Source organism: Phyllobacterium sp. T2-21 (assembly GCF_055378485.1).
Genome location: NZ_AP027912.1, coordinates 1001530 through 1021238, shown reverse-complemented (window position 1 = coordinate 1021238; position 19709 = coordinate 1001530). Strand labels below are relative to the sequence as shown.

21 protein-coding genes are annotated in these 19709 nt (G+C 59.2%); 12 read left to right on the top strand and 9 right to left on the bottom strand.

Translation table 11 applies throughout. The features are described from left to right. Positions 1-100: 100 nt before the first annotated feature. From ACZ5FP_RS05100 to ACZ5FP_RS05080, 5 genes are all read left to right on the top strand, one after another. A complete protein-coding gene (locus ACZ5FP_RS05100) occupies positions 101-805 on the top strand; it encodes a glutathione S-transferase N-terminal domain-containing protein (RefSeq protein ID WP_464662529.1) in 705 nt (234 codons plus the stop codon). Between the two features lie 281 nt (positions 806-1086). Continuing rightward, a complete protein-coding gene (gene sugE / locus ACZ5FP_RS05095) occupies positions 1087-1401 on the top strand; it encodes a quaternary ammonium compound efflux SMR transporter SugE (RefSeq protein ID WP_105736796.1) in 315 nt (104 codons plus the stop codon). A 49-nt stretch (positions 1402-1450) separates the two neighbouring features. After that, positions 1451-2233: a molybdopterin-synthase adenylyltransferase MoeB gene (locus ACZ5FP_RS05090; RefSeq protein ID WP_464662527.1), complete on the top strand. Its 783-nt coding sequence runs from the start codon at positions 1451-1453 to the stop codon at positions 2231-2233. Positions 2234-2254: 21 nt separating this feature from the next. After that, positions 2255-3511, top strand: coding sequence for an aconitase X (locus ACZ5FP_RS05085; RefSeq protein ID WP_464662525.1), 1257 nt, complete (start codon positions 2255-2257; stop codon positions 3509-3511). Beyond that, entirely contained in the window at positions 3508-3921 is a 414-nt protein-coding gene (locus tag ACZ5FP_RS05080) for an aconitase X swivel domain-containing protein (RefSeq protein ID WP_464662524.1), read from the top strand. Before ACZ5FP_RS05085 ends, ACZ5FP_RS05080 begins: the two co-directional genes overlap by 4 nt. A gap of 26 nt (positions 3922-3947) precedes the next feature. Here ACZ5FP_RS05080 and ACZ5FP_RS05075 read toward each other — a convergent pair whose 3' ends face one another. Then, positions 3948-4949 (bottom strand): 2-hydroxyacid dehydrogenase, encoded by a 1002-nt coding sequence (locus tag ACZ5FP_RS05075; protein WP_223612408.1) that lies wholly within the window; start codon positions 4947-4949, stop codon positions 3948-3950. Between the two features lie 185 nt (positions 4950-5134). Here ACZ5FP_RS05075 and ACZ5FP_RS05070 point away from each other — a divergent pair, with 185 nt between their 5' ends. Further along, positions 5135-5692: an SH3 domain-containing protein gene (locus ACZ5FP_RS05070; RefSeq protein WP_374042648.1), complete on the top strand. Its 558-nt coding sequence runs from the start codon at positions 5135-5137 to the stop codon at positions 5690-5692. 75 nt (positions 5693-5767) lie between these two features. On the opposite strand, the gene irrA is transcribed toward ACZ5FP_RS05070, so the two are convergent. Further along, complete coding sequence (irrA, locus tag ACZ5FP_RS05065; protein ID WP_105736688.1) at positions 5768-6199, bottom strand: iron response transcriptional regulator IrrA; 432 nt, start codon at positions 6197-6199, stop codon at positions 5768-5770. A gap of 223 nt (positions 6200-6422) precedes the next feature. On the opposite strand from irrA, the gene fabA reads away from it, so the two are divergent. The 4 genes from fabA (at position 6423) to ACZ5FP_RS05045 (ending at position 9494) form a co-directional block, all read left to right on the top strand. Continuing rightward, positions 6423-6938 carry a 3-hydroxyacyl-[acyl-carrier-protein] dehydratase FabA gene (gene fabA / locus ACZ5FP_RS05060; protein WP_105736690.1) on the top strand — a complete coding sequence of 172 codons (516 nt, stop codon included), beginning with the start codon at positions 6423-6425 and terminating at the stop codon, positions 6936-6938. A gap of 37 nt (positions 6939-6975) precedes the next feature. Then, positions 6976-8205 carry a beta-ketoacyl-ACP synthase I gene (fabB, locus tag ACZ5FP_RS05055; protein WP_105736691.1) on the top strand — a complete coding sequence of 410 codons (1230 nt, stop codon included), beginning with the start codon at positions 6976-6978 and terminating at the stop codon, positions 8203-8205. Between the two features lie 11 nt (positions 8206-8216). Continuing rightward, positions 8217-9032, top strand: a complete 816-nt coding sequence (fabI, locus tag ACZ5FP_RS05050) for an enoyl-ACP reductase FabI (protein WP_223612046.1) — start codon at positions 8217-8219, stop codon at positions 9030-9032. A 108-nt stretch (positions 9033-9140) separates the two neighbouring features. Continuing rightward, positions 9141-9494 carry a hypothetical protein gene (locus ACZ5FP_RS05045; RefSeq protein WP_223612048.1) on the top strand — a complete coding sequence of 118 codons (354 nt, stop codon included), beginning with the start codon at positions 9141-9143 and terminating at the stop codon, positions 9492-9494. Here the strand turns inward: ACZ5FP_RS05045 and ACZ5FP_RS05040 are convergent, their stop codons facing one another. From ACZ5FP_RS05040 to rpsO, 3 genes are all read right to left on the bottom strand, one after another. Continuing rightward, positions 9495-10514 (bottom strand): class I SAM-dependent methyltransferase, encoded by a 1020-nt coding sequence (locus tag ACZ5FP_RS05040; protein ID WP_464662521.1) that lies wholly within the window; start codon positions 10512-10514, stop codon positions 9495-9497. A gap of 133 nt (positions 10515-10647) precedes the next feature. Then, the gene (gene pnp, locus ACZ5FP_RS05035) at positions 10648-12792 is read right to left on the bottom strand and encodes a polyribonucleotide nucleotidyltransferase (RefSeq protein ID WP_464662519.1); all 2145 of its coding nucleotides are present in this window, start codon (positions 12790-12792) and stop codon (positions 10648-10650) included. 214 nt (positions 12793-13006) lie between these two features. After that, complete coding sequence (rpsO, locus tag ACZ5FP_RS05030; protein ID WP_105736700.1) at positions 13007-13276, bottom strand: 30S ribosomal protein S15; 270 nt, start codon at positions 13274-13276, stop codon at positions 13007-13009. A 307-nt stretch (positions 13277-13583) separates the two neighbouring features. Here rpsO and ACZ5FP_RS05025 point away from each other — a divergent pair, with 307 nt between their 5' ends. Together ACZ5FP_RS05025 and ACZ5FP_RS05020 are read left to right on the top strand one after the other, a co-directional pair. Then, positions 13584-14351, top strand: a complete 768-nt coding sequence (locus tag ACZ5FP_RS05025) for a class I SAM-dependent methyltransferase (protein WP_464662516.1) — start codon at positions 13584-13586, stop codon at positions 14349-14351. Between the two features lie 38 nt (positions 14352-14389). Then, positions 14390-14737, top strand: coding sequence for a gamma-glutamylcyclotransferase family protein (locus tag ACZ5FP_RS05020; RefSeq protein WP_464662514.1), 348 nt, complete (start codon positions 14390-14392; stop codon positions 14735-14737). On the opposite strand, the gene truB is transcribed toward ACZ5FP_RS05020, so the two are convergent. The 4 genes from truB to ACZ5FP_RS05000 all read right to left on the bottom strand — a co-directional run bounded on the left by truB (position 14734) and on the right by ACZ5FP_RS05000 (position 19686). Continuing rightward, positions 14734-15708 (bottom strand): tRNA pseudouridine(55) synthase TruB, encoded by a 975-nt coding sequence (truB, locus tag ACZ5FP_RS05015; protein ID WP_464662512.1) that lies wholly within the window; start codon positions 15706-15708, stop codon positions 14734-14736. The two genes, ACZ5FP_RS05020 and truB, sit on opposite strands and share 4 nt — an antisense overlap. After that, positions 15709-16182 carry a 30S ribosome-binding factor RbfA gene (rbfA, locus tag ACZ5FP_RS05010; RefSeq protein WP_223612059.1) on the bottom strand — a complete coding sequence of 158 codons (474 nt, stop codon included), beginning with the start codon at positions 16180-16182 and terminating at the stop codon, positions 15709-15711. It lies immediately after the preceding gene. A 94-nt stretch (positions 16183-16276) separates the two neighbouring features. Continuing rightward, the gene (infB, locus tag ACZ5FP_RS05005; protein WP_464662510.1) at positions 16277-19048 is read right to left on the bottom strand and encodes a translation initiation factor IF-2; all 2772 of its coding nucleotides are present in this window, start codon (positions 19046-19048) and stop codon (positions 16277-16279) included. Further along, a complete protein-coding gene (locus ACZ5FP_RS05000) occupies positions 19045-19686 on the bottom strand; it encodes an RNA-binding protein (RefSeq protein ID WP_374042649.1) in 642 nt (213 codons plus the stop codon). The genes infB and ACZ5FP_RS05000 overlap by 4 nt, the downstream gene beginning before the upstream one ends. Between the last annotated feature and the right edge of the window lie 23 nt (positions 19687-19709).

Sequence of the window (19709 nt, the reverse complement as noted above, 5' to 3'; positions counted from 1 at the left end):
CGGAGAATCGAATTCTTTCTGCAACAATCCCGTGAAACAAGGCCTCCATGGACACATGGGCTGTTATGGCCCAGTGCCTTGATCCAACAAAGGAATTCCCATGTCTGATCTTTCTGCCTTCCCTGTTACCAAGCGCTGGCCGGCACAGCATCCCGACCGCCTTCAGCTCTATTCGCTGCCGACGCCCAATGGCGTGAAGGTGTCCATCATGCTGGAAGAGCTTGGGCTGCCATACGAGACCCATCTCGTTGATATCGGCAAGAACGAAAGCTGGACGCCGGAATACCTGTCACTGAACCCCAACGGCAAGATTCCCGCGATCATCGATCCGGATGGTCCGGGCGGCAAGCCCCTGCCGCTGTTTGAATCCGGCGCAATCCTGCTCTATCTCGCCGAGAAAACGGGCAAATTCCTGCCTGCCGATCCCACCCGGCGCTACGAGACCCTCCAGTGGGTGTTCTTCCAGATGGCTGCCATTGGCCCGATGTTCGGTCAGGTCGGCTTTTTCCATAAGTTTGCCGGCCGGGAGTATGAGGACAAACGTCCGCTCGAGCGTTATGTGACTGAATCGAAACGCCTGCTCGGCGTGCTCGAAACGCACCTTGAAGGCCGTCAGTGGATCATGGATGACGACTACACCATCGCCGATATCGCCACGCTTGGCTGGGTGCGCAACCTGGTTGGCTTCTATGGTGCGGGCGAACTGGTCGACTACGCCAGCCTGAAGAATGTCCCGGCTTGGCTCGAGCGCGGGCTTGCACGCCCGGCAGTGCAGCGCGGTCTCGATATACCCAAGCGACCATAGGCGCCCGGCTGCTGCGATTCCCTGTTGTGAACCTCTGAACGCCGCCGCTTTGGCGGCGTTTGGCTGTGCCCCGGCTGGATTGTGGTATCCGGAGTATCGCTGGGGATGATCTTCGTTCATTCCGCTTGATGTTAAACACCAAAATTACTCAGCGGCCGGAAACTTGCCCCGGCAATTCCGCGAGCCTAGATAGAGCTCTGGAGGACGACCTCCTCGCGGCCGTAAAGGGCTGCGTCTGAACACAAGCCGGGACGGCCCGCACATGGAAAAGGATGGTCGTCATGGCCTGGATTTATCTCGTCGTCGCAGGACTCTTTGAAATCGGCTGGGCCATCGGGCTCAAGTACACCGACGGTTTTACCCGGTTGACGCCGTCGGTACTGACCGGCGCCAGCATGGTGATCAGCGTTCTCGTGCTGGGCCTTGCCCTGCGTGAGCTGCCCGTGGGCAGCGCCTATGCGGTCTGGACCGGTATCGGCACGGTCGGCACCGCGCTGCTCGGCATGTATCTTTTCGGAGAACCGGCAACGGTCATCCGTCTCGTCTGCATCGGCCTGATCGTCTCCGGCATTGCCGGGTTGAAATTTCTTGCCTGAGACAAATCGGATGCTGCATTCGGGGTCCATTTTGTTCTAATGTAGCACCATGAGCGACCCTGAAAACCCTGCCTTCACCTCCACCGAACTTGAACGCTATGCCCGTCACATCATCCTGGCGGAAATCGGCGGTCCCGGCCAGCAGAAGCTCAAGCGCGCCCGCGTGCTTGTCGTGGGCGCTGGCGGATTGGGCGCGCCGGTGCTGCAGTATCTGGCGGCCGCAGGCGTCGGTACGCTTGGCATTGTCGATGATGACCGGGTTTCGTTGTCCAATCTGCAGCGGCAGGTCATACACGACACCGACCTCGTCGGCTCGCCCAAGGTCGAAAGCGCCGTCCGTGCCATTGCCGCAATCAATCCGCACGTCACGGTCGAAGCCCACGAAACGCGCATTGCACCCGATAATGCCGCCGACCTCATCAGCCGTTACCACATCGTCGTCGACGGCTCGGACAATTTCGACACACGCTATCTGCTTGCCGATGCCTGTGCCGCGGAAAAACGCCCGCTGGTTTCCGCAGCGCTCGGACGGTTCGACGGCTCCCTGACGACGCTCAAACCTTATGAACGGAACACCAAGGGCGAACAGAACCCGTCCTATCGTGATCTCTTCCCTTCCCCGCCGCCGCCAGGTCTCGTGCCTGCCTGCGCGGAAGCCGGTGTTCTCGGCGTGCTCCCCGGTGTTATCGGCAGCCTGCAGGCCACCGAAGTCATCAAGCTGATCACCGGTATCGGTGAGCCGCTGATCGGCAGGCTGCTGCTTTACGATGCGTTGAGCTCGCGCTTCGAGACGATCAGGTACAAGGCAAACACCGCTGGAGCTGCGGCGTGAGCGGACAGAAGGTCCTTCGCCATGCCGCTTGAGCTGACAGCGGAGCAAAGGGCAATCGCCAATGGCGCACGCGGCGAGGGTGCGGCGATGGCTCTGCGCATTGTCGCGGCGACAGCCCGCTTGATGGGCGCCCCGTCGCTCATTCCCATCGCGTCAGCCCATATCGACGGCGCGCTCTATCACGGGGATTCCGGCACGCTGTTTGCCGAGAAGCTCGTGGAAGGCGGGGCAAAGGTTGCCGTGAGAGCTACGCTCAATGTCGGCTCACTTGACCTGACCGGCTGTTCGAAGAACCGGCTGGAGCCGCATGAGCGCGGCATGGCCCGGCGGATGATGGATGCCTACCGGACGCTCGGCTGCGAACCGACATGGACATGCGCGCCCTATCAGGCCGGGCACCGCCCCGCCTATGGCAGCGACGTCGCCTGGGGCGAATCCAATGCGGTGGTCTTCTGCAATTCCGTCTTCGGCGCGCGGACCAACCGCTATGGCGACTTTCTCGATATCGCCTGCGCCATTGCAGGCTACGCCCCGTACTACGGATTTCATCTCCCGGAAAACCGCCGGGCCAGAATCGTCTTCGATGTATCGGGGCTGGACGCGGAGTTCCTGGCATCCGAGGCCGCGTGGCCGATCCTTGGCAGTCTTTACGGGCGGGAAATGGGCGATGCCGTGGGTGTTGTCGCCAGTATCGAGCATCATCCCGGAGAAGATGCGCTGAAAGCCTTTGGCGCAGCAGCGGCCTCTGCCGGTGCCGTCGGGCTCTTCCACGTGGCCGGCGTTACGCCCGAAGCGCCGGACCTTGCGACCGCCCTGCAGCATCAGGCGCCGGAAACGGTGATCAAGGTCACCACCGACATGATCCGGGATTCCCGGCGCAGGCTGTCCACAGCGGCCGGTGCCGAATCCATCCATGCCGTGGCCATCGGCAGCCCGCATCTTTCCGGCACCGAATTTGATCGCCTGGAGCGGTTGATCGCCGGACGTCGTCTCCATGTTCCGCTCTATGCCTGCACCGGCCGCCATGCCCTCGCCGCGCTGGAAAGCAGCGGCAAGCGCCTGATACTGGAACAGAGCGGCGTCATTATCGTCGCCGATACCTGTGTCGTCGTCACGCCCATCCTGCCCGATATCGACAATGCCGTTCTGATGACCAATTCGGGAAAGTTTGCCCATTATGCGCCGGGGAATACGGGTTATGGCGTTATTTACGGCTCCATGGCCGAATGTGTGGAAAGTGCCGTTACCGGACGTCCGGTGTTTGGAGCTGCCGAATGAGCCGGTTTCAAACAGAAATTCTTGTGGAAGGCCAGCCAGCTCTGGCAGAGGCGCTGGTTTTGACAGCCCCCATCAGTTTCTGGGGCGGCGTCAATCCCAAGACCGGGCGGATTGCCGACGTGCGCCATCCGCAGCACGGCATCGCCATCACCGGCAAGGTTCTGTGCCTGCCGGGAACCATCGGGTCATCATCGGCGGCAGCCGTGCTTCTGGAACTCGTTTCTGCTGGCCTCGCTCCCGCAGCCATCATCCTGCATGAACCCGACGCCATTCTCCTCCTTGGCCTGATTGTCGCGCAGGAGATGGGCCACGCAACGCCCATGGCTGTCAAACTCGACCGCAAGGAGTTTACCCACCTGATCGATCAAACGCTCACGATTGATGTTGCCGGGATGGTCAGCGTTCAATAATGCGCGTTGTTGCCAGCGACACCGGCTTAAACGAGGTTGGGCAAAACCCGGTCCGGCGGACGATGCCCGTCAATGAAGGTGCGGATATTGATGATCACCTTCTCGCCCATGTCGATGCGGCCTTCCAGCGTTGCCGAACCCATATGCGGTAGGATGACGACCTTGCCCGCCTTGGCCAACTTACGGAGCTTTGAATTGACTGCCGGCTCGTGTTCGAAGACATCAAGCGCCGCGCCGGAGAGTTTCCCGGTTTCCAGCTGGGCGATCAGCGCCTGCTCATCGATGATCTGGCCGCGCGCCGTATTGACGATGAAAGCGGAAGGCTGCATCAGCGCCAGCCGCCGCGCCGAGAGCAAATGGAACGTGGCGGGCGTGGACGGACAGTTGACCGAGATGATGTCCATTCGGGCCAGCATCTGATCGAGACTGTCCCAATAGGTTGCTTCCAGCTCGACTTCAGTCCTCGGACTGACCGGCTTGCGGTTGTGATAATGGATCGACAGGCCAAAAGCCTTGGCGCGGCGTGCAACGGCAGTGCCGATACGGCCCATGCCGACAATGCCGAGGCGCTTGCCCCAGATACGGCGCCCAAGCATCCAGGTCGGGCCCCAGCCCTCCCATTTGCCGTCATCGAGCAGAATGGATGCGCCTTCCACCAATCGCCGCGGCACAGCCAGCATCAGGGCCATGGTCATGTCGGCGGTGTCTTCGCTCAGGACATTGGGGGTATTGGTGACTGTGATGCCGCGCTTGGCGGCGGCAGGAACGTCGATATTGTCAACGCCATTGCCGAAATTGGCGATAAGCTTGAGATTCGGACCGGCCGCATTGATGATCTCTTCATCGATACGGTCGGTAACCGTGGGCACGAGAACATTGGCTTGCTGGACGGCCTCGATCAGTTCCGCCTTTGACAACCGCCGGTCATCGACATTCAACCGCGCTTCGAAGAGTTCACGCATGCGCGTCTCAACGGAATCGGGCAGTTTTCGGGTGATGACGACCAGAGGCTTTTTGTTAACCAATATTCCCCTCCCTTTTTCCGATGATATTGAGACCTCTTTAACCAAGTCATTGCAAACTGCAATTGCTCTTGAGCTCCGATACTTGTCTATCAAGGCGGCGCGTCAAAGACAAAGAAAAATAGGGATCGTTCCTTGTTCAACCGCATAATTGCCGGAAAAGAGCTCAGAACGATGAAGGACTGATTTTGTTGGGCATCTCATTTATTCGTTCTTTCACACTGACCGCCGGTATTGCGTCGGCCCTTTCCCTCGCCGTTCCCGCGGCGATTCCCGGCATTGCCACGGCTTATGCCGCCCAACAGGTTGGCCCCAGCGGCCTGCCATTGCCGCGTTTTGTCAGCCTGAAACCCGGCCGCGTCAATTTGCGCGTCGGACCAGGGCGCGACTACGCCGTGACGTGGCTGTTTCTGAAATCGGGCCTGCCGGTAGAAATCGTCCAGGAATATGACAATTGGCGGCGCATTCGCGATTCCGAGGGAACCGAAGGCTGGGTCTATCAATCCCTCCTCTCCGGCAAGCGCACCGCGATGACAGCCCCGTGGCAGCGTGACAAGGACAATGTCATGCTGAATGTCTATCGCAGTGCCGATGACAAGGCGGGCATCGTGGCGCAGGTGCAGCCCGGCGTTCTGGCAACCCTCAAGATGTGCAATGGGGATTGGTGCCGGCTGATATTCAGCGGCGCCAGCGGCTGGATGCGCCAATCGGATATCTGGGGTGCCTATCCCGGAGAGAAGTTTGATTGATCCATAGAATCCGGGCGGGCTTGCCTCACATGCCCGTCAGACTGCACAATCCGTCATCATTGATATGCGATTGGATCAGCCGCGTTTTTTGCGCAGGCGGATGATGATGTCCACGTTGACGATTTCCATGCCTTCCGGCACCGGCGGAAGATGGCCGACCATGGCCGAGCCGTCCGGAATATCGATCACCTGGTTCTCGCCTTCGACGAAAAAGTGATGGTGATCGGAAACGTTGGTATCGAAATAGGTTTTTGCGCCTTCGACGGCGAGGATGCGCAGCATGCCTGCCTGGGTAAACTGGTGCAGGGTATTGTAGACCGTCGCAAGGGAAACAGGCACATTGGCGCCGAGCGCCTCTTCATGCAGTTCTTCCGCCGAAAGATGACGATCGCCCTTGGCGAAGATCAGACTGGCAAGCGCTACACGCTGACGGGTGGGACGCAAACCCGCAAAGCGCAGGCGCTCTTGCAAGGGTACGTCGGCATCAATCTCATAAGAAATATGCATGGCCCGTCTGCCACTCCGTTAAATGATATCAAAAGTCTCACCATAGACTGTTGTCTATCGTGTTACATCATTGATATATGCCGTCTTGCGAAATCGATCAATAGGCCGCAATTCAGCCATTCCGTTAGGGATAAGCCAACAGACCGTTTTCAGCGAGAAACACTCTGTGATAGGGTCCGCCCGCGCAAAAGCGCCAGCATTGAAGCAATTGATGGGAGACAGAATGCCAGAACAGAAATCAAGCTACGGGTATGAAGAGCTCCTTGCTTGCGCCCGCGGAGAGATGTTCGGTCAGGGCAATGCCCAGTTGCCAGCGCCACCCATGCTGATGTTTGATCGCATTACCGAGATTTCCGAGACCGGCGGCGAAAACGGCAAGGGCTATATCCGTGCTGAATTCGACATCAAGCCGGACCTGTGGTTCTTCCCGTGTCACTTCATTGGCGATCCCGTCATGCCGGGCTGCCTCGGTCTCGACGCCATGTGGCAGCTGACCGGCTTTTATCTGGGCTGGCTCGGCGAGCCCGGCAAGGGCCGCGCGCTGTCGACCGGCGAGGTCAAGTTCACCGGCATGGTCACCCCGAAGACCAAGATTGTCGAGTATGGCATCGACTTCAAGCGCGTCATGCGCGGTCGTCTGGTGCTGGGCATTGCGGACGGCTGGCTAAAAGCCGACGGCGAAACTATCTATAAGGCAACCGACCTGCGGGTTGGCCTATTCAAGGAAAGCGCTGCCTGACCCTATCGGTCAGCGCAGCACCTTCAAGGAGATCGCAATGCGGCGAGTGGTTGTGACGGGGATGGGTATCGTGTCCTCTATCGGAAATAACGTGCAGGAGGTGCTGGAATCCCTGCGTGCAGCGAAATCGGGTATTGTCTTCGCGGAAGACTATGCAAAATACGGTTTCCGCAGTCAGGTGCACGGCGCTCCCACGCTTGATCCGGCAACGCTGGTCGACCGGCGCGCCATGCGCTTCCATGGCGGGGGAACCGCATGGAATCACGTGGCCATGGACCAGGCCATCGCCGATGCCGGTCTCGACGAGAGCCAGATTTCCAACGAGCGCACCGGTATCATCATGGGCTCCGGCGGTTCATCCACCCGCACCATCGTCGAAGCTGCCGATAAAACCCGCGAATCGGGTTCATCTAAGAAGGTCGGGCCGTTTGCCGTGCCGAAAGCCATGTCTTCGACCGCATCGGCAACACTTGCCACCTGGTTCAAGATCAAGGGTGTCAACTATTCCATTTCATCGGCCTGCGCGACGTCCAATCACTGCGTCGGCAATGCCTTCGAGATGATCCAGTATGGCAAGCAGGACATGATGTTTGCCGGCGGCTGCGAAGATCTCGACTGGACGCTTTCCGTGCTTTTCGACGGCATGGGCGCCATGTCATCCAAGTTCAACGACCGGCCTTCGGTTGCATCGCGCGCCTATGACAAGAACCGCGACGGTTTCGTCATCTCCGGCGGCGCAGGTGTGCTGGTTCTGGAAGAGCTGGAACACGCCAAAGCGCGCGGCGCCAAGATTTACGGTGAAATCGTCGGTTACGGCGTGACATCCGACGGCGCCGACATGGTTGCGCCAAGCGGTGAAGGCGCCGCCCGCTGTATGCGGATGGCCATCGAGAACGTGAAGGGCAAGGTGGATTACATCAATCCGCACGCCACATCGACACCGGTTGGCGATCTCAAGGAGATCGAAGCCATTCGCGAAGTGTTCGGCACGGCGGAAGCCGGCTGCCCGCCGATCTCGGCGACAAAATCACTGACCGGGCACTCGCAGGGCGCCACCGGCGTGCACGAATCAATCTATTCGCTTTTGATGATGAACCACAATTTCATTGCCGAGAGCGCCAATATTGAAGAACTCGATCCGGCATTCGAGGACATGCCTATTGTGCGCAAGCGGATCGACAATGCCAAACTGGATACGGTGCTGACCAATTCCTTCGGATTTGGTGGCACCAATGCAACGCTGGTGTTCCAGCGTTTCCAGGGTTGAGAGGGAAGAATATGGGTGAACTGATGAAAGGCAAACGCGGTCTCATTATGGGGGTCGCGAACAGCCATTCCATTGCCTGGGGCATTGCCAAGGAACTGGCCGACAACGGCGCTGAACTCGCCTTCACCTATCAGGGCGATGCCTTCGGCAAGCGTGTTGCACCGCTCGCGGAACAACTCGGCTCCAAGCTGCTGCTTCCCTGTGATGTCGAGGATATCGCAACCGTCGACGCCGTGTTCGAGACCCTGGAAAAGGAATGGGGCACGCTTGATTTCGTCGTGCATGCCATCGGCTTTTCCGACAAGTCGCAGCTCAAGGGCCGCTATGCCGATGTCACCACGCGCGACAATTTCAGCCGCACCATGGTGATATCAGCCTATTCCTTCACGGAAGTGGCGCAGCGTGCTTCGAAACTGATGACGAATGGCGGCTCCATCCTGACGCTGACCTATGGCGGCTCGACCCGCGTCATGCCGAACTACAACGTCATGGGCGTGGCCAAGGCTGCCCTTGAAGCCATGGTGCGCTATCTCGCCGCCGATTACGGCCCGGAAAGCATCCGCGTCAACGCGATCTCCGCCGGTCCGGTCCGCACGCTGGCTGGCGCCGGCATCGGCGATGCACGCGCCATGTTCTCCTACCAGAAGCGCAACGCGCCGCTGCGCCGCACCGTCGATATCGACGATGTCGGCCGCTCGGCACTCTATCTTCTCTCGGATATGTCGAGCGGCGTGACCGGCGAAATCCACTATGTGGATTCAGGCTACAACATCGTATCGATGCCAACGCTCGAAGAACTGAAGAAATCCGACGACGGCAAGGAATAAACCCTCCTGCCAGAATTGACAGCAGTCCCGTGAGACCAGGCTTGGTTTTGCGGGATTTTTGTTGAAAGTGGGCCTCCCTTTTTCGTCAGGAATGTCAGGAGACCCACCATGCGCCTCGTTGAAACGCTTATCTACAGCCTGCGCCCGGGAACAGGAGCCGAATTCCACAAACTGGTGTGCGAGGAAAGCCTGCCCATACACCAGTCCATCGATATGGATGTGGTCGATTTCGGCCAATCGGAACATCACCCCGATGCCTATTTCCTCGTGCGCGCCTATGACAATCTCGACCACCTCAACGCTTCGCAGGAAGCGCTCTATTCCAGCGATACCTGGCGCAGGGGTCCACGTCCCGCCATTCTGCAACGGATCGTCGTCAGCCTCAAATCCATGGCGTGGATGAGCGAGGCGGCCATCGAAGAAACGAGGCTATGCGGTATCCGGCGGCGGCGATTGAACTGACTATTTTTTCGCTTCGATGATCTTGTAACCGGCGGTGTCCTCGATCGGCAGGACGGAGCGGAACAGTGCCTTCAGGCCCGCCTCGTAAGGCATCTGGCGGTTGGCGACGAGCAGCAGTCTGCCGCCCGGCTTCAGCCGCTTGGCGGCAGCCGCAATGAAACCCTGTCCCATGGTCGGGTCGGCACTGCGTCCCGCATGGAATGGCGGGTTCATGACGATGGTGTCGTAAATCTCGGCGATGGCTTCGCCATTCACATCATGCCAGTGGAATGACAAAGGCAGCTCGGTTGCACCGGCAAGGTTCAGTTTTGCCGCTTCGAGTGCTTCAAAATCCGCCTCATAGACTGCCAGCGATTTCAGCTTTCCCGGATGTTTCAGGACTTCGCTGGCAAGATAGCCCCAACCGGCGCCGAAATCGGCGACATGGCCGCTGATGCGTCCGGCAAAATGCTTCACCAGCAGCGCGGATCCCTTGTCGATGGCAGTGTGGGAAAACATGCCGGGTGCGGTGATAAAACGCGCGTCGACCAGCGTCGGTTCAGCCACAAGCGCCTCCACCTGCACCTCATCGAGAGCCTCGGGCCGGGTAAACCAGAAAGCCACCGCATGGTGCTTGGACAAGCGGTCGGTGACCGGCGCAAATTTCTCGACTGTCTTGCGGAAACTGTCGATACCAAGTTTCTTGTCGCCGCCCACCACGATCAGGCCGCCCGCTTCGACGTGGCGCAAAGCCTGCGCCAGCCATGCCTCATTGCGCCCACGATGCTTGCCAAGAAGGATCAGCGCGCCCTTGAAGCTTTCCCTACCCTCAAGACGGGAAACCGCCTGGAAGCCGGCTTTCTGCAAGGCATTGTAATCCGGCCGGAACGGCTGGAGCGCTGTCAGGACATCTTTCCACGCAGGATCGATATCGCGCTTCACCTCGGCGCCAAGGAACAGCCAGGCGCCGCCCGCGCCGGGAACCGGCAATATCCCGTCTTCAAAGGGCAGAAAGAGCGTCTTGAGTGCGCCGTTGGCCATGGCAATGTCCATCCATCAATAGGTCTGTCTGAAGCGGAATTGACTGGAATGGCAACTTTCCATGCCAATCGAACCCCGCCAAGAAAAAAGCGCGCCACGGGGGGCGCGCTTTCATCACGTCAAAGCAAGAGGCTTATTCAGCGTCTTCTTCAGCCTGCTTCTTTTCCTGAACGATTTCCTTGCCGGTTTCCTGGTCGACAACCTTCATCGACAGGCGAACCTTGCCACGTTCGTCAAAGCCCATGAGCTTGACCCAGACCTTCTGGCCTTCCTTGACCACATCGGAGGTCTTGGCAACACGCTCGGAAGCGAGCTGGGAAATATGGACCAGACCATCGCGCGGACCGAAGAAATTGACGAATGCGCCGAAGTCTGCAGTCTTGACGACCGTGCCTTCGTAGATTTCGCCGACTTCAGGCTCAGCAACGATCGAATGAATCCACTTGCGGGCGGCTTCGATTTCCTTGGCAGAGGAGGACGCGATCTTGACCGTGCCATCGTCTTCGATGTTGATCTTCGCACCGGTCTTTTCGACGATTTCACGAATGACCTTGCCGCCAGAACCGATAACGTCACGGATCTTGTCGGTCGGGATGTTCATGACTTCGATGCGCGGTGCAAATTCGCCGAGTTCCGAACGGCCTTCGGTGATGGCCTTGGCCATTTCGCCGAGGATGTGCAGACGGCCGTCCTTGGCCTGACCCAGAGCAACCTTCATGATCTCTTCGGTGATACCGTCGATCTTGATGTCCATCTGCAGGGCAGTGATACCGCTTTCAGTACCGGCAACCTTGAAATCCATGTCGCCGAGGTGATCTTCGTCGCCGAGGATGTCGGACAGAACAGCGAACTTCTCGCCTTCGAGAATCAGGCCCATGGCAATACCGGCAACCGGACGGAGCAGCGGAACGCCGGCATCCATCAGGGCAAGCGATGTGCCGCAGACTGTCGCCATTGAGGACGAGCCGTTGGATTCGGTGATTTCCGAAACCGTGCGCAGCGTGTAGGGGAACTGTTCCTTGGCAGGCAGAACCGGATGGATAGCGCGCCAGGCGAGCTTGCCATGACCGATTTCACGACGGCCGGGCGAACCCATGCGACCTGTTTCACCGACCGAATAGGGCGGGAAATTGTAGTGAAGCATGAAGGTTTCTTTGTACATGCCGGTCAGCGAGTCGACATACTGTTCGTCTTCGCCGGTGCCGAGCGTTGCAACAACGATGGCCTGTGTTTCACCGCGGGTGAACAGGGCCGAACCGTGGGTGCGCGGCAGAAGGCCGACTTCCGATACGATCGGACGAACCGTCGAGAGGTCGCGGCCATCGATACGGCCGCCCGTGTCGAGGATGTTCCAGCGGACGATCTTCGCCTGTACCGACTTGAACACGGTTGCGATCTGTTCGGCGGAGAATTCCGGCTCTTCAACACCTTCCGGGAAGAAGTGTGCCTTGACCTTTGCCTTGGCCGCATCAACAGCGGCATAACGCTGCTGCTTGTCGGTGATCTTGTAGGCAGCGCGCAGATCGGCTTCGCAAACCTTAAGAACCGCAGCTTCAACAGCAGAAAGATCTTCTGCCTGGAAATCGCGTGGCTCTTTTGCAGCAACTTCAGCGAGCTTGATGATCGCGTCGATAACCGGCTGGAAGCTCTTGTGACCGAACATCACGGCGCCGAGCATGACGTCTTCAGCCAATTCCTTGGCTTCCGATTCAACCATCAGAACGGCTTCGCCTGTACCGGCAACAACGAGATCGAGGCTCGATTCAACCATTTCGTCGATGGTTGGGTTCAGCTTGTATTCGCCGCCGATGTAGCCGACGCGTGCGCCGCCGATCGGACCCATGAACGGAACACCAGACAGCGTCAGCGCTGCGGAAGCACCGATGAGCGAAATGATGTCAGGATTGTTTTCGAGGTCGTGCTGGATAACCGTCAGGACAACCTGTGTGTCGTTCTTGTAGCCATCGGCAAAGAGCGGGCGGATCGGACGGTCGATCAGGCGCGAAACCAGTGTTTCGTTTTCGCTCGGACGGCCTTCACGCTTGAAGTAGCCGCCTGGAATCTTGCCGGCCGCGTAGGTCTTTTCCTGGTAGTTTACGGTCAGCGGAAAGAAATCCTGACCTGGCTTTGGTTCCTTGGCGGAAACAACGGTGGCGAGAACGACGGTTTCGCCGTAGGTGGCGAGAACTGCGCCGTCAGCCTGGCGGGCAATCTTGCCCGTTTCCAGAATGAGCGGACGACCGCCCCATTCGATTTCAACTTTGTGTTGATTAAACATATCTTGTCCTTCAGTGGGGAAATACGCGCATCCCTTTGATGCAGCATGTTTCGCCCGTTTCGTTTCAGACCAATCACGGGCAAGACAACGTGCAACTCGTTTGGCCGAGTTGCCTGCAATCCTGCCCCATGACCTGCCTCATGGTAGCGTTCATCCCTGTCGGGGATGAACAGAGACCGGCGGAGCGACTGAACGCACCCGCCGGTCCAATCCGTTAGCGGCGCAGGCCGAGCTTTTCGATCAGCGTCTGGTAGCGGCCTTCGTCTACACCCTTGAGGTAGTCAAGGAGACTGCGGCGCGTCGAGACGAGCTTGAGAAGACCACGGCGGGAATGGTTATCCTTCTTGTGGTCCTTGAAGTGCTCGGTCAGGTTGACAATGCGCTCTGTCAGAACTGCAACCTGGACTTCCGGGGAACCGGTGTCGCCTGGCTTCGTTGCATATTCAGAGATCAGTGCCTGCTTGCGTTCAGCGGTAATCGACATCGTATGTCCTTTCTTTTGAAGGGAAAACGGGATGCCCACGGCCGGGATGTCGTCCAGCGGGGGCCGGTTAAAGCGGCAGGCAAAGCCTGTCGCTGCGGGCCGTATAGTCGAAAATGTGACAAATTACCAGCCGCAAATGATTCGACGGCTTTTCAGCTGTCGAACCGGGGGCAAAACGGTCATATACATTTTGCCATCTTATATTAGACGGGAACTGCGGCATGAGCATGGCATGTCCCTGCCCGCCCCGATTCCGCCAACCCGCCTTTCCATACTGGTTGGCGGGCCAATGATCCGGAGTAAAATCATGAACACCATTCATCACGCCGCTGCCACGGGTTTTGCCGCTAAGGCCGATAGCTATGTCCTGGGCCGTCCGGACTATCCGCCGGCGCTCGATGCGTGGCTGCGCGATGAACTGGATCTGGAACCCGGTAAGACCGTCGTCGATCTCGGCGCCGGAACCGGCAAGTTTACGCGCCGGCTCATGACGACGGGCGCTGCGGTCATCGCCATTGAACCCGTTGCCGAAATGCTGCAAAAACTCACCGATGAGCATCCTGAGATTTCGGCCAAATCAGGCACTGCCGAATCGATCCCTCTTGCCGATGCATCCGTGGATGCGGTCGTCTGCGCGCAGGCATTCCACTGGTTTGCCACCAAAGCCGCACTCACGGAAATTCACAGGGTGCTCAAACCCGGCGGCAGCCTGGGGCTGGTATGGAACACGCGGGACGCGCGCATTCCCTGGGTGGCAAAACTTGCCGATATCTTTGCGCCCTACGAAGGCGACACGCCGCGGCACCATACCGGTGAGTGGAAAAAGCCTTTTCCGTTCAATGGCTTCAGCGCGTTGAGGGAACATCACTTTTCCAACAACCATACCGGTGCGCCAGAAGACGTCATCGTCAACCGGGTGCTGTCGACCAGCTTCATCGCCGCCCTGCCGCCGGAGAAACAGGAACGGGTTGCCGCCGACGTTCGCACCCTTATCGCAAACGAACCGACGCTCGCCGGAAAAGCGGAAGTCACCCTGCCCTACGACACAGCAGCCTACAGTTGCATCAAGGAATGATATTCGCCACTAAGGACGAAGCGCCCGAGGAGCACAGCATGAATGACACACCGGCGATCCATCTGTTTTCCTATGGAACCCTGCAGCAGGAGGGTGTCCAGCTGTCTTCCTTCGGCCGCCTTCTGCAAGGCACGCCGGATGCGATGCCAGGTTTCAGGAAATCGATGATCGAAATCACCGATCCCGATGTCATCCGTGCCAGCGGCAGCAATTTCCATCCCATCGTGGTACCAAGCGGCGATGCCGGCGACGAGGTCGCGGGGACGGTTTTCAAGATCACGGCGAGCGAACTCGCCGCGGCGGACGCCTACGAAGTGTCCGATTACAAACGCATCGAAGTGCGGTTGAAATCAGGAATCGATGCCTGGGTTTACGTGAAAGCTTAAGCGGTGAAAACGCGCTTGGGCTTGAACTGACCCTGTTCGATGAAGCCGATGGCAAGAAGCTTGCCCTTGCTCGTTACGCAGGCTTCGTCAGCCTCCACCGGCGCGTCGCGGCCACGCAGGATGACCGGGTTGCCCATGCGGATACGGTGCGCCTGATCGTCGGAGAGGGCGACCTGCGGCAGGCTCTCCAGCGCGGCGCCGGTATCGATCAGGAATGCATCCATCACCGAGAAACGCGCCTCGATGGCTTCGTAGGAACGGTCCTCCCCTTCCTCACCCTCGACAGGGGCCGGCGGGTGAGCCGCTTCCAGTTCCTCGAGCGTGACGAAATCCTGTTCGTCAAAGGGAGCAACTTCAATGCGGCGCAGATCGGAGATATGACCATAACAACCGAGATCCCGCCCCATGTCCCGGGCGAGTGAGCGGACATAGGTGCCCTTGCCGCATTCGACTTCGAAAATCGCGGTGGACGCGTCGGGCTGTTCAATCAGTTCGAGCCGGTCGATTTCGACTTCGCGTGAAGGGATTTCCACGTCTTCACCGCCGCGTGCCAAATCATAGGCGCGCTCGCCGGCAATCTTGATGGCGGAGAATTTTGGCGGAATCTGCTGAATCACACCGGTATATCTGGCAAGAATGGCCTTGATCGATGCCTCGTCCGGGCGATGCTCCGATGTGACGGTGATCTCGCCTTCCATGTCGTCCGTGGTGCGTTCAGCACCCCACGTGACCGTGAAGCGGTAAATCTTGGTTCCGTCCATGACATAGGGGACGGTCTTCGTCGCTTCGCCCAGCGCGATCGGCAGCATGCCGGATGCGAGGGGGTCGAGCGTGCCGGCATGTCCGGCTTTTTCAGCCTTGAACAGCCACTTGACCTTGGAGACGGCTTCGGTCGAGCCCATGCCCTTCGGCTTGTCAAAGATCAGCCAGCCGGAGACGGGCCGGCCTTTTTTCTTGCGCTGTCTCGACATTCAATTGTTTCCGTTGCCGTCAGGGCCATGTCCCGGCACATCGCCAGGGTTGGGATCATCATGATCATCATCGTGGTCGTGATGATCATCGAGATCGCGGGTCACCTCGGGCTTGCGCAGCAGCGCATCGATCTTGGCGTAGTTGTCAAAGCTCGAGTCGATGCGGAACCGGAATTCCGGCATGTATTTCATCTGCTTCAGATAGGCCGCTGCCCGGCCGCGGATGAATTTTGCATGCTGGTTCAGCGCGGCAATCACCGCATCGCTGTCTTTCGCGCCAATGGGCGAGACAAAGCAGGTGGCGATCTTGAGATCCGGCGACATGCGCACTTCAGAAATGGCGACAACGGCGTTTTCCAGCGTGTCATCACGCACGTCGCCGCGCTGAAGCACCTGAGAAACCGCGTGACGCACCTGCTCACTGACGCGCAGCTGGCGTTGCGAGGGGCCGGACGATGAGGCAAAACGAGACATATTTATCGTATCCCAAGATACAGGAGATCGCCGGTTTTTGTTCCGGCGATCCTGTTATCGATGATTTAAACGCTGCCCTTGCAGGGGCTTGGCGTCAAAGTGTGCGGGTAATGTGTTCGACGCGGAACGCTTCGATCGTATCGCCTGCGCGAATATCGTCATAGTTCTCGAACGCCATACCGCATTCCTGACCCGCAGGCACTTCGGACACTTCGTCCTTGAAGCGCTTGAGCGTCTTGAGCTTGCCTTCGTGAATGACAACGTTGTCGCGGATAAGGCGTACGCCTGCACCACGTTCGACCTTGCCTTCCGTGACACGGCAACCCGCAACCTTGCCGACCTTGGTAATGTTGAAGACCTCGAGGATCTCCGCATTGCCGAGGAAGGTTTCGCGGCGTTCCGGCGACAGCAGGCCGGACATGGCTGCCTTCACATCATCCACCAGATCGTAGATGATGTTGTAGTAGCGGATCTCGATGCCTTCACGCTCGGCCAGGTCACGTGCCTGCTTGTTGGCACGTACGTTGAAGCCGATGATCGCAGCATTGGAGGCTTCGGCAAGAGCAATATCGCTCTCGGTGATGCCGCCAGCACCCGAATGGATGATGCGCGCCCGGACTTCGTCGGTTCCGAGCTTGTCCAGCGCACCGGCAATGGCTTCGATGGAACCCTGTACGTCGCCCTTGATGAGCAGCGGGAATTCCTTCAGGCCGGTGACCTGCAACTGGCTCATCATCTGTTCGAGCGAGCCGCGCGAGCCAGCCTGACGTGCCACTGCCTTTTCACGGGCAAGACGCGTGCGGTATTCGGAAATCTCGCGGGCCTTGGCTTCGTTTTCCACCACGGCAAAGCGATCGCCAGCCTGGGGCGGACCCTGAAGGCCCAGAACTTCGACCGGCGTTGCCGGACCGACTTCCTTGACCGTTTCACCGCGATCATTGACGAGGGCGCGGACACGGCCCCATTCGCTGCCGGCAACGATGATGTCGCCCGGACGCAATGTACCCTTCTGGACGAGAACGGTCGCAACCGAACCACGACCGCGGTCGAGCTTGGCTTCGATGACCACACCTTCGGCCGTCCGTGAAGGATCGGCTTTCAGGTCGAGAATTTCAGCCTGGAGCAGGATCGTTTCGAGCAGCTTGTCGAGACCGGCACCGGTCTTTGCCGACACTTCCACGTCGAGCGTTTCACCGCCCATCGATTCCACGAAGACTTCGTGTTGCAACAGGCCATTGCGGACCTTCTGCGGATCGGCGGACGGCTTGTCGATCTTGTTGATCGCCACGATGATCGGAACACCCGCTGCCTTGGCATGGTTGATCGATTCAATCGTCTGCGGCATCACGCTGTCGTCGGCGGCAACCACAAGGATAGCGATATCCGTGGCCTGTGCACCGCGTGCGCGCATCGCTGTAAAGGCGGCGTGGCCGGGCGTATCGATGAACGTGATCTTGTGACCGTTCTGCTCAACCTGGTAGGCACCGATGTGCTGGGTGATGCCACCGGCTTCGCCGGACACCACGTTGGCCTTGCGGATGGCATCGAGCAGCGACGTCTTGCCGTGGTCGACGTGACCCATGATCGTGACAACAGGCGGACGGGATTCGAACGCACCTTCGTCATCCTGCACGTTGAAGATGCCTTCTTCAACGTCGGATTCCGCAACGCGGCGAACCGTGTGACCGAATTCTTCGGCAATCAGCTGAGCCGTATCGGCGTCGATCAGATCGCCCGGCTTCATCATCTGGCCTTCCTTCATCAGGAACTTGATGACGTCAACCGAACGCTCGGCCATACGCTGTGCAAGTTCCTGAATGGTGATGGTCTCCGGCAGAATGACTTCGCGCGCGATTTTCTCGCGGGTGTCCTGCTGCATGCCACGCTTGAACTTTTCCTGGCGGCGGCGCATCGCGGACAGCGAACGGCTGCGGCCTTCATCGTTCAGAGCTGTGCCCAGAGTGAGCTTGCCGCGACGACGCTCGTCTTCGCCCTTGACGACCTTGGGTGTGCGCACTTCCGGCTTGGCCGGAGCGGCACTGCTGCCACGGCGGGCACCCGCAGGACCACGACGTTCTTCTTCCTCGTCAGCGACGGGCTTGCGGACGGCACCCTTCGGCGCAGCGGTATCTTCGGCCGCTTTCGCGGTTTCAGGCTGGCGCTTGCGGGCTTCCTCTTCCGAACGCTGCTTGGCTTCGGCTTCCTTGCGCAGGCGCTCTTCTTCCTCGGCCTGACGGCGGGCGGATTCTTCGCGCTCCTTGGCGCGCAAAGCATCTTCCTCTGCACGGCGGGCAGCTTCGACTGCCGCACGCGCACGATCTTCCGCATCACGAACTTTTGAACCCTCGAGTGCCTTGCGGCGGGCTTCAAGCTCGGCGGACGACAATGTGTTCAGCACCATGCCCGAACGGTCGTTCGGACGCGATGAACGGTAGGGCTGCTGGGCAGGCCGCTGCGAATGCGCCGGAGCAGCGGGACGCGCGCTCGCGGATGCAGAAGCGGCTGAGGTGCTTGGCGCAGGAGCCGCCGGACGCGGCGCTGGCGCAGGAGCAGCACTTGATGTCGTCGCCTGCACGGGTGCAGGGGCCGGCTGGGGGGCCGCCGGGCGCACAACCGGTGCAGAAGGAGCAGGTGCCGCAGATGCGGGCGCCGGTGTTGCCGGTGCAGGCGCAGCAGGCGGCGTTACCTCCGGCTTCTGATCCGGAAGGCTAAACTTGCGCTTCTTGGTTTCAACGACAACAGACTTCGTGCGGCCATGACTGAAATTCTGACGCACAGTACTCTGTTCAACGCCAGGCCGCTTCAGGGTCAGGGTCTTTTTATTGACGCCAAGCGTCTTGTCGTCTGTCGATTTTGTATCGCTCATTCCGTTTCCGTTTCCTTCGCGGCAGATGCCGCTTTAGCGTCGGCCAGATCCGTACGGCCATCGCGAAAATGCTGTAGCAGCCAAGCTCGCTCGACGAACCCGGCAGCTGCCTTCCCCTTGAGTACGGCAGCATGTATCACATTTACCCCGCCTAGTGCCAAATCCATTTCACTGCTTTCAAACAATGAAAGGGCGGGAATTTCCGGTCCGCCGGCATAAACTACCGAACGGCGGGCCTGGTCAAGCTTGCGGATGCCATCTTCCGCTGCTTCACGGGCATGAAGAACCATCGCTGCGGTGCCGTTGCGGATAGCTGAGTCCACCTTTGCGGCCCCTGTTACCACAACACCGGCCTTGCGCGCCAACCCAAAACTGCCAAGCGCGAATTTTACCAGCATCTGCTCAACAACCAACCCGAAATCGTCCGGGACAGTCACATTGGTTTTCAATGCGCGCGGGAAGAGCTTTCGCTTGACCGCTTCATCAATATAACGCCGCTGGGCCTTCACCCAACACCCCCGCCCGGGAAGATTGCGCTTCAAATCAGCGACAACCGCCCCGTCCGGGCTTGCGACGAACCGGATCATGTCATCGACAGAACCGCCTTCGCGCGTGACAATGCATGTCCTGTCATTCATTTCCGGTTCCACGTACAAAGGCC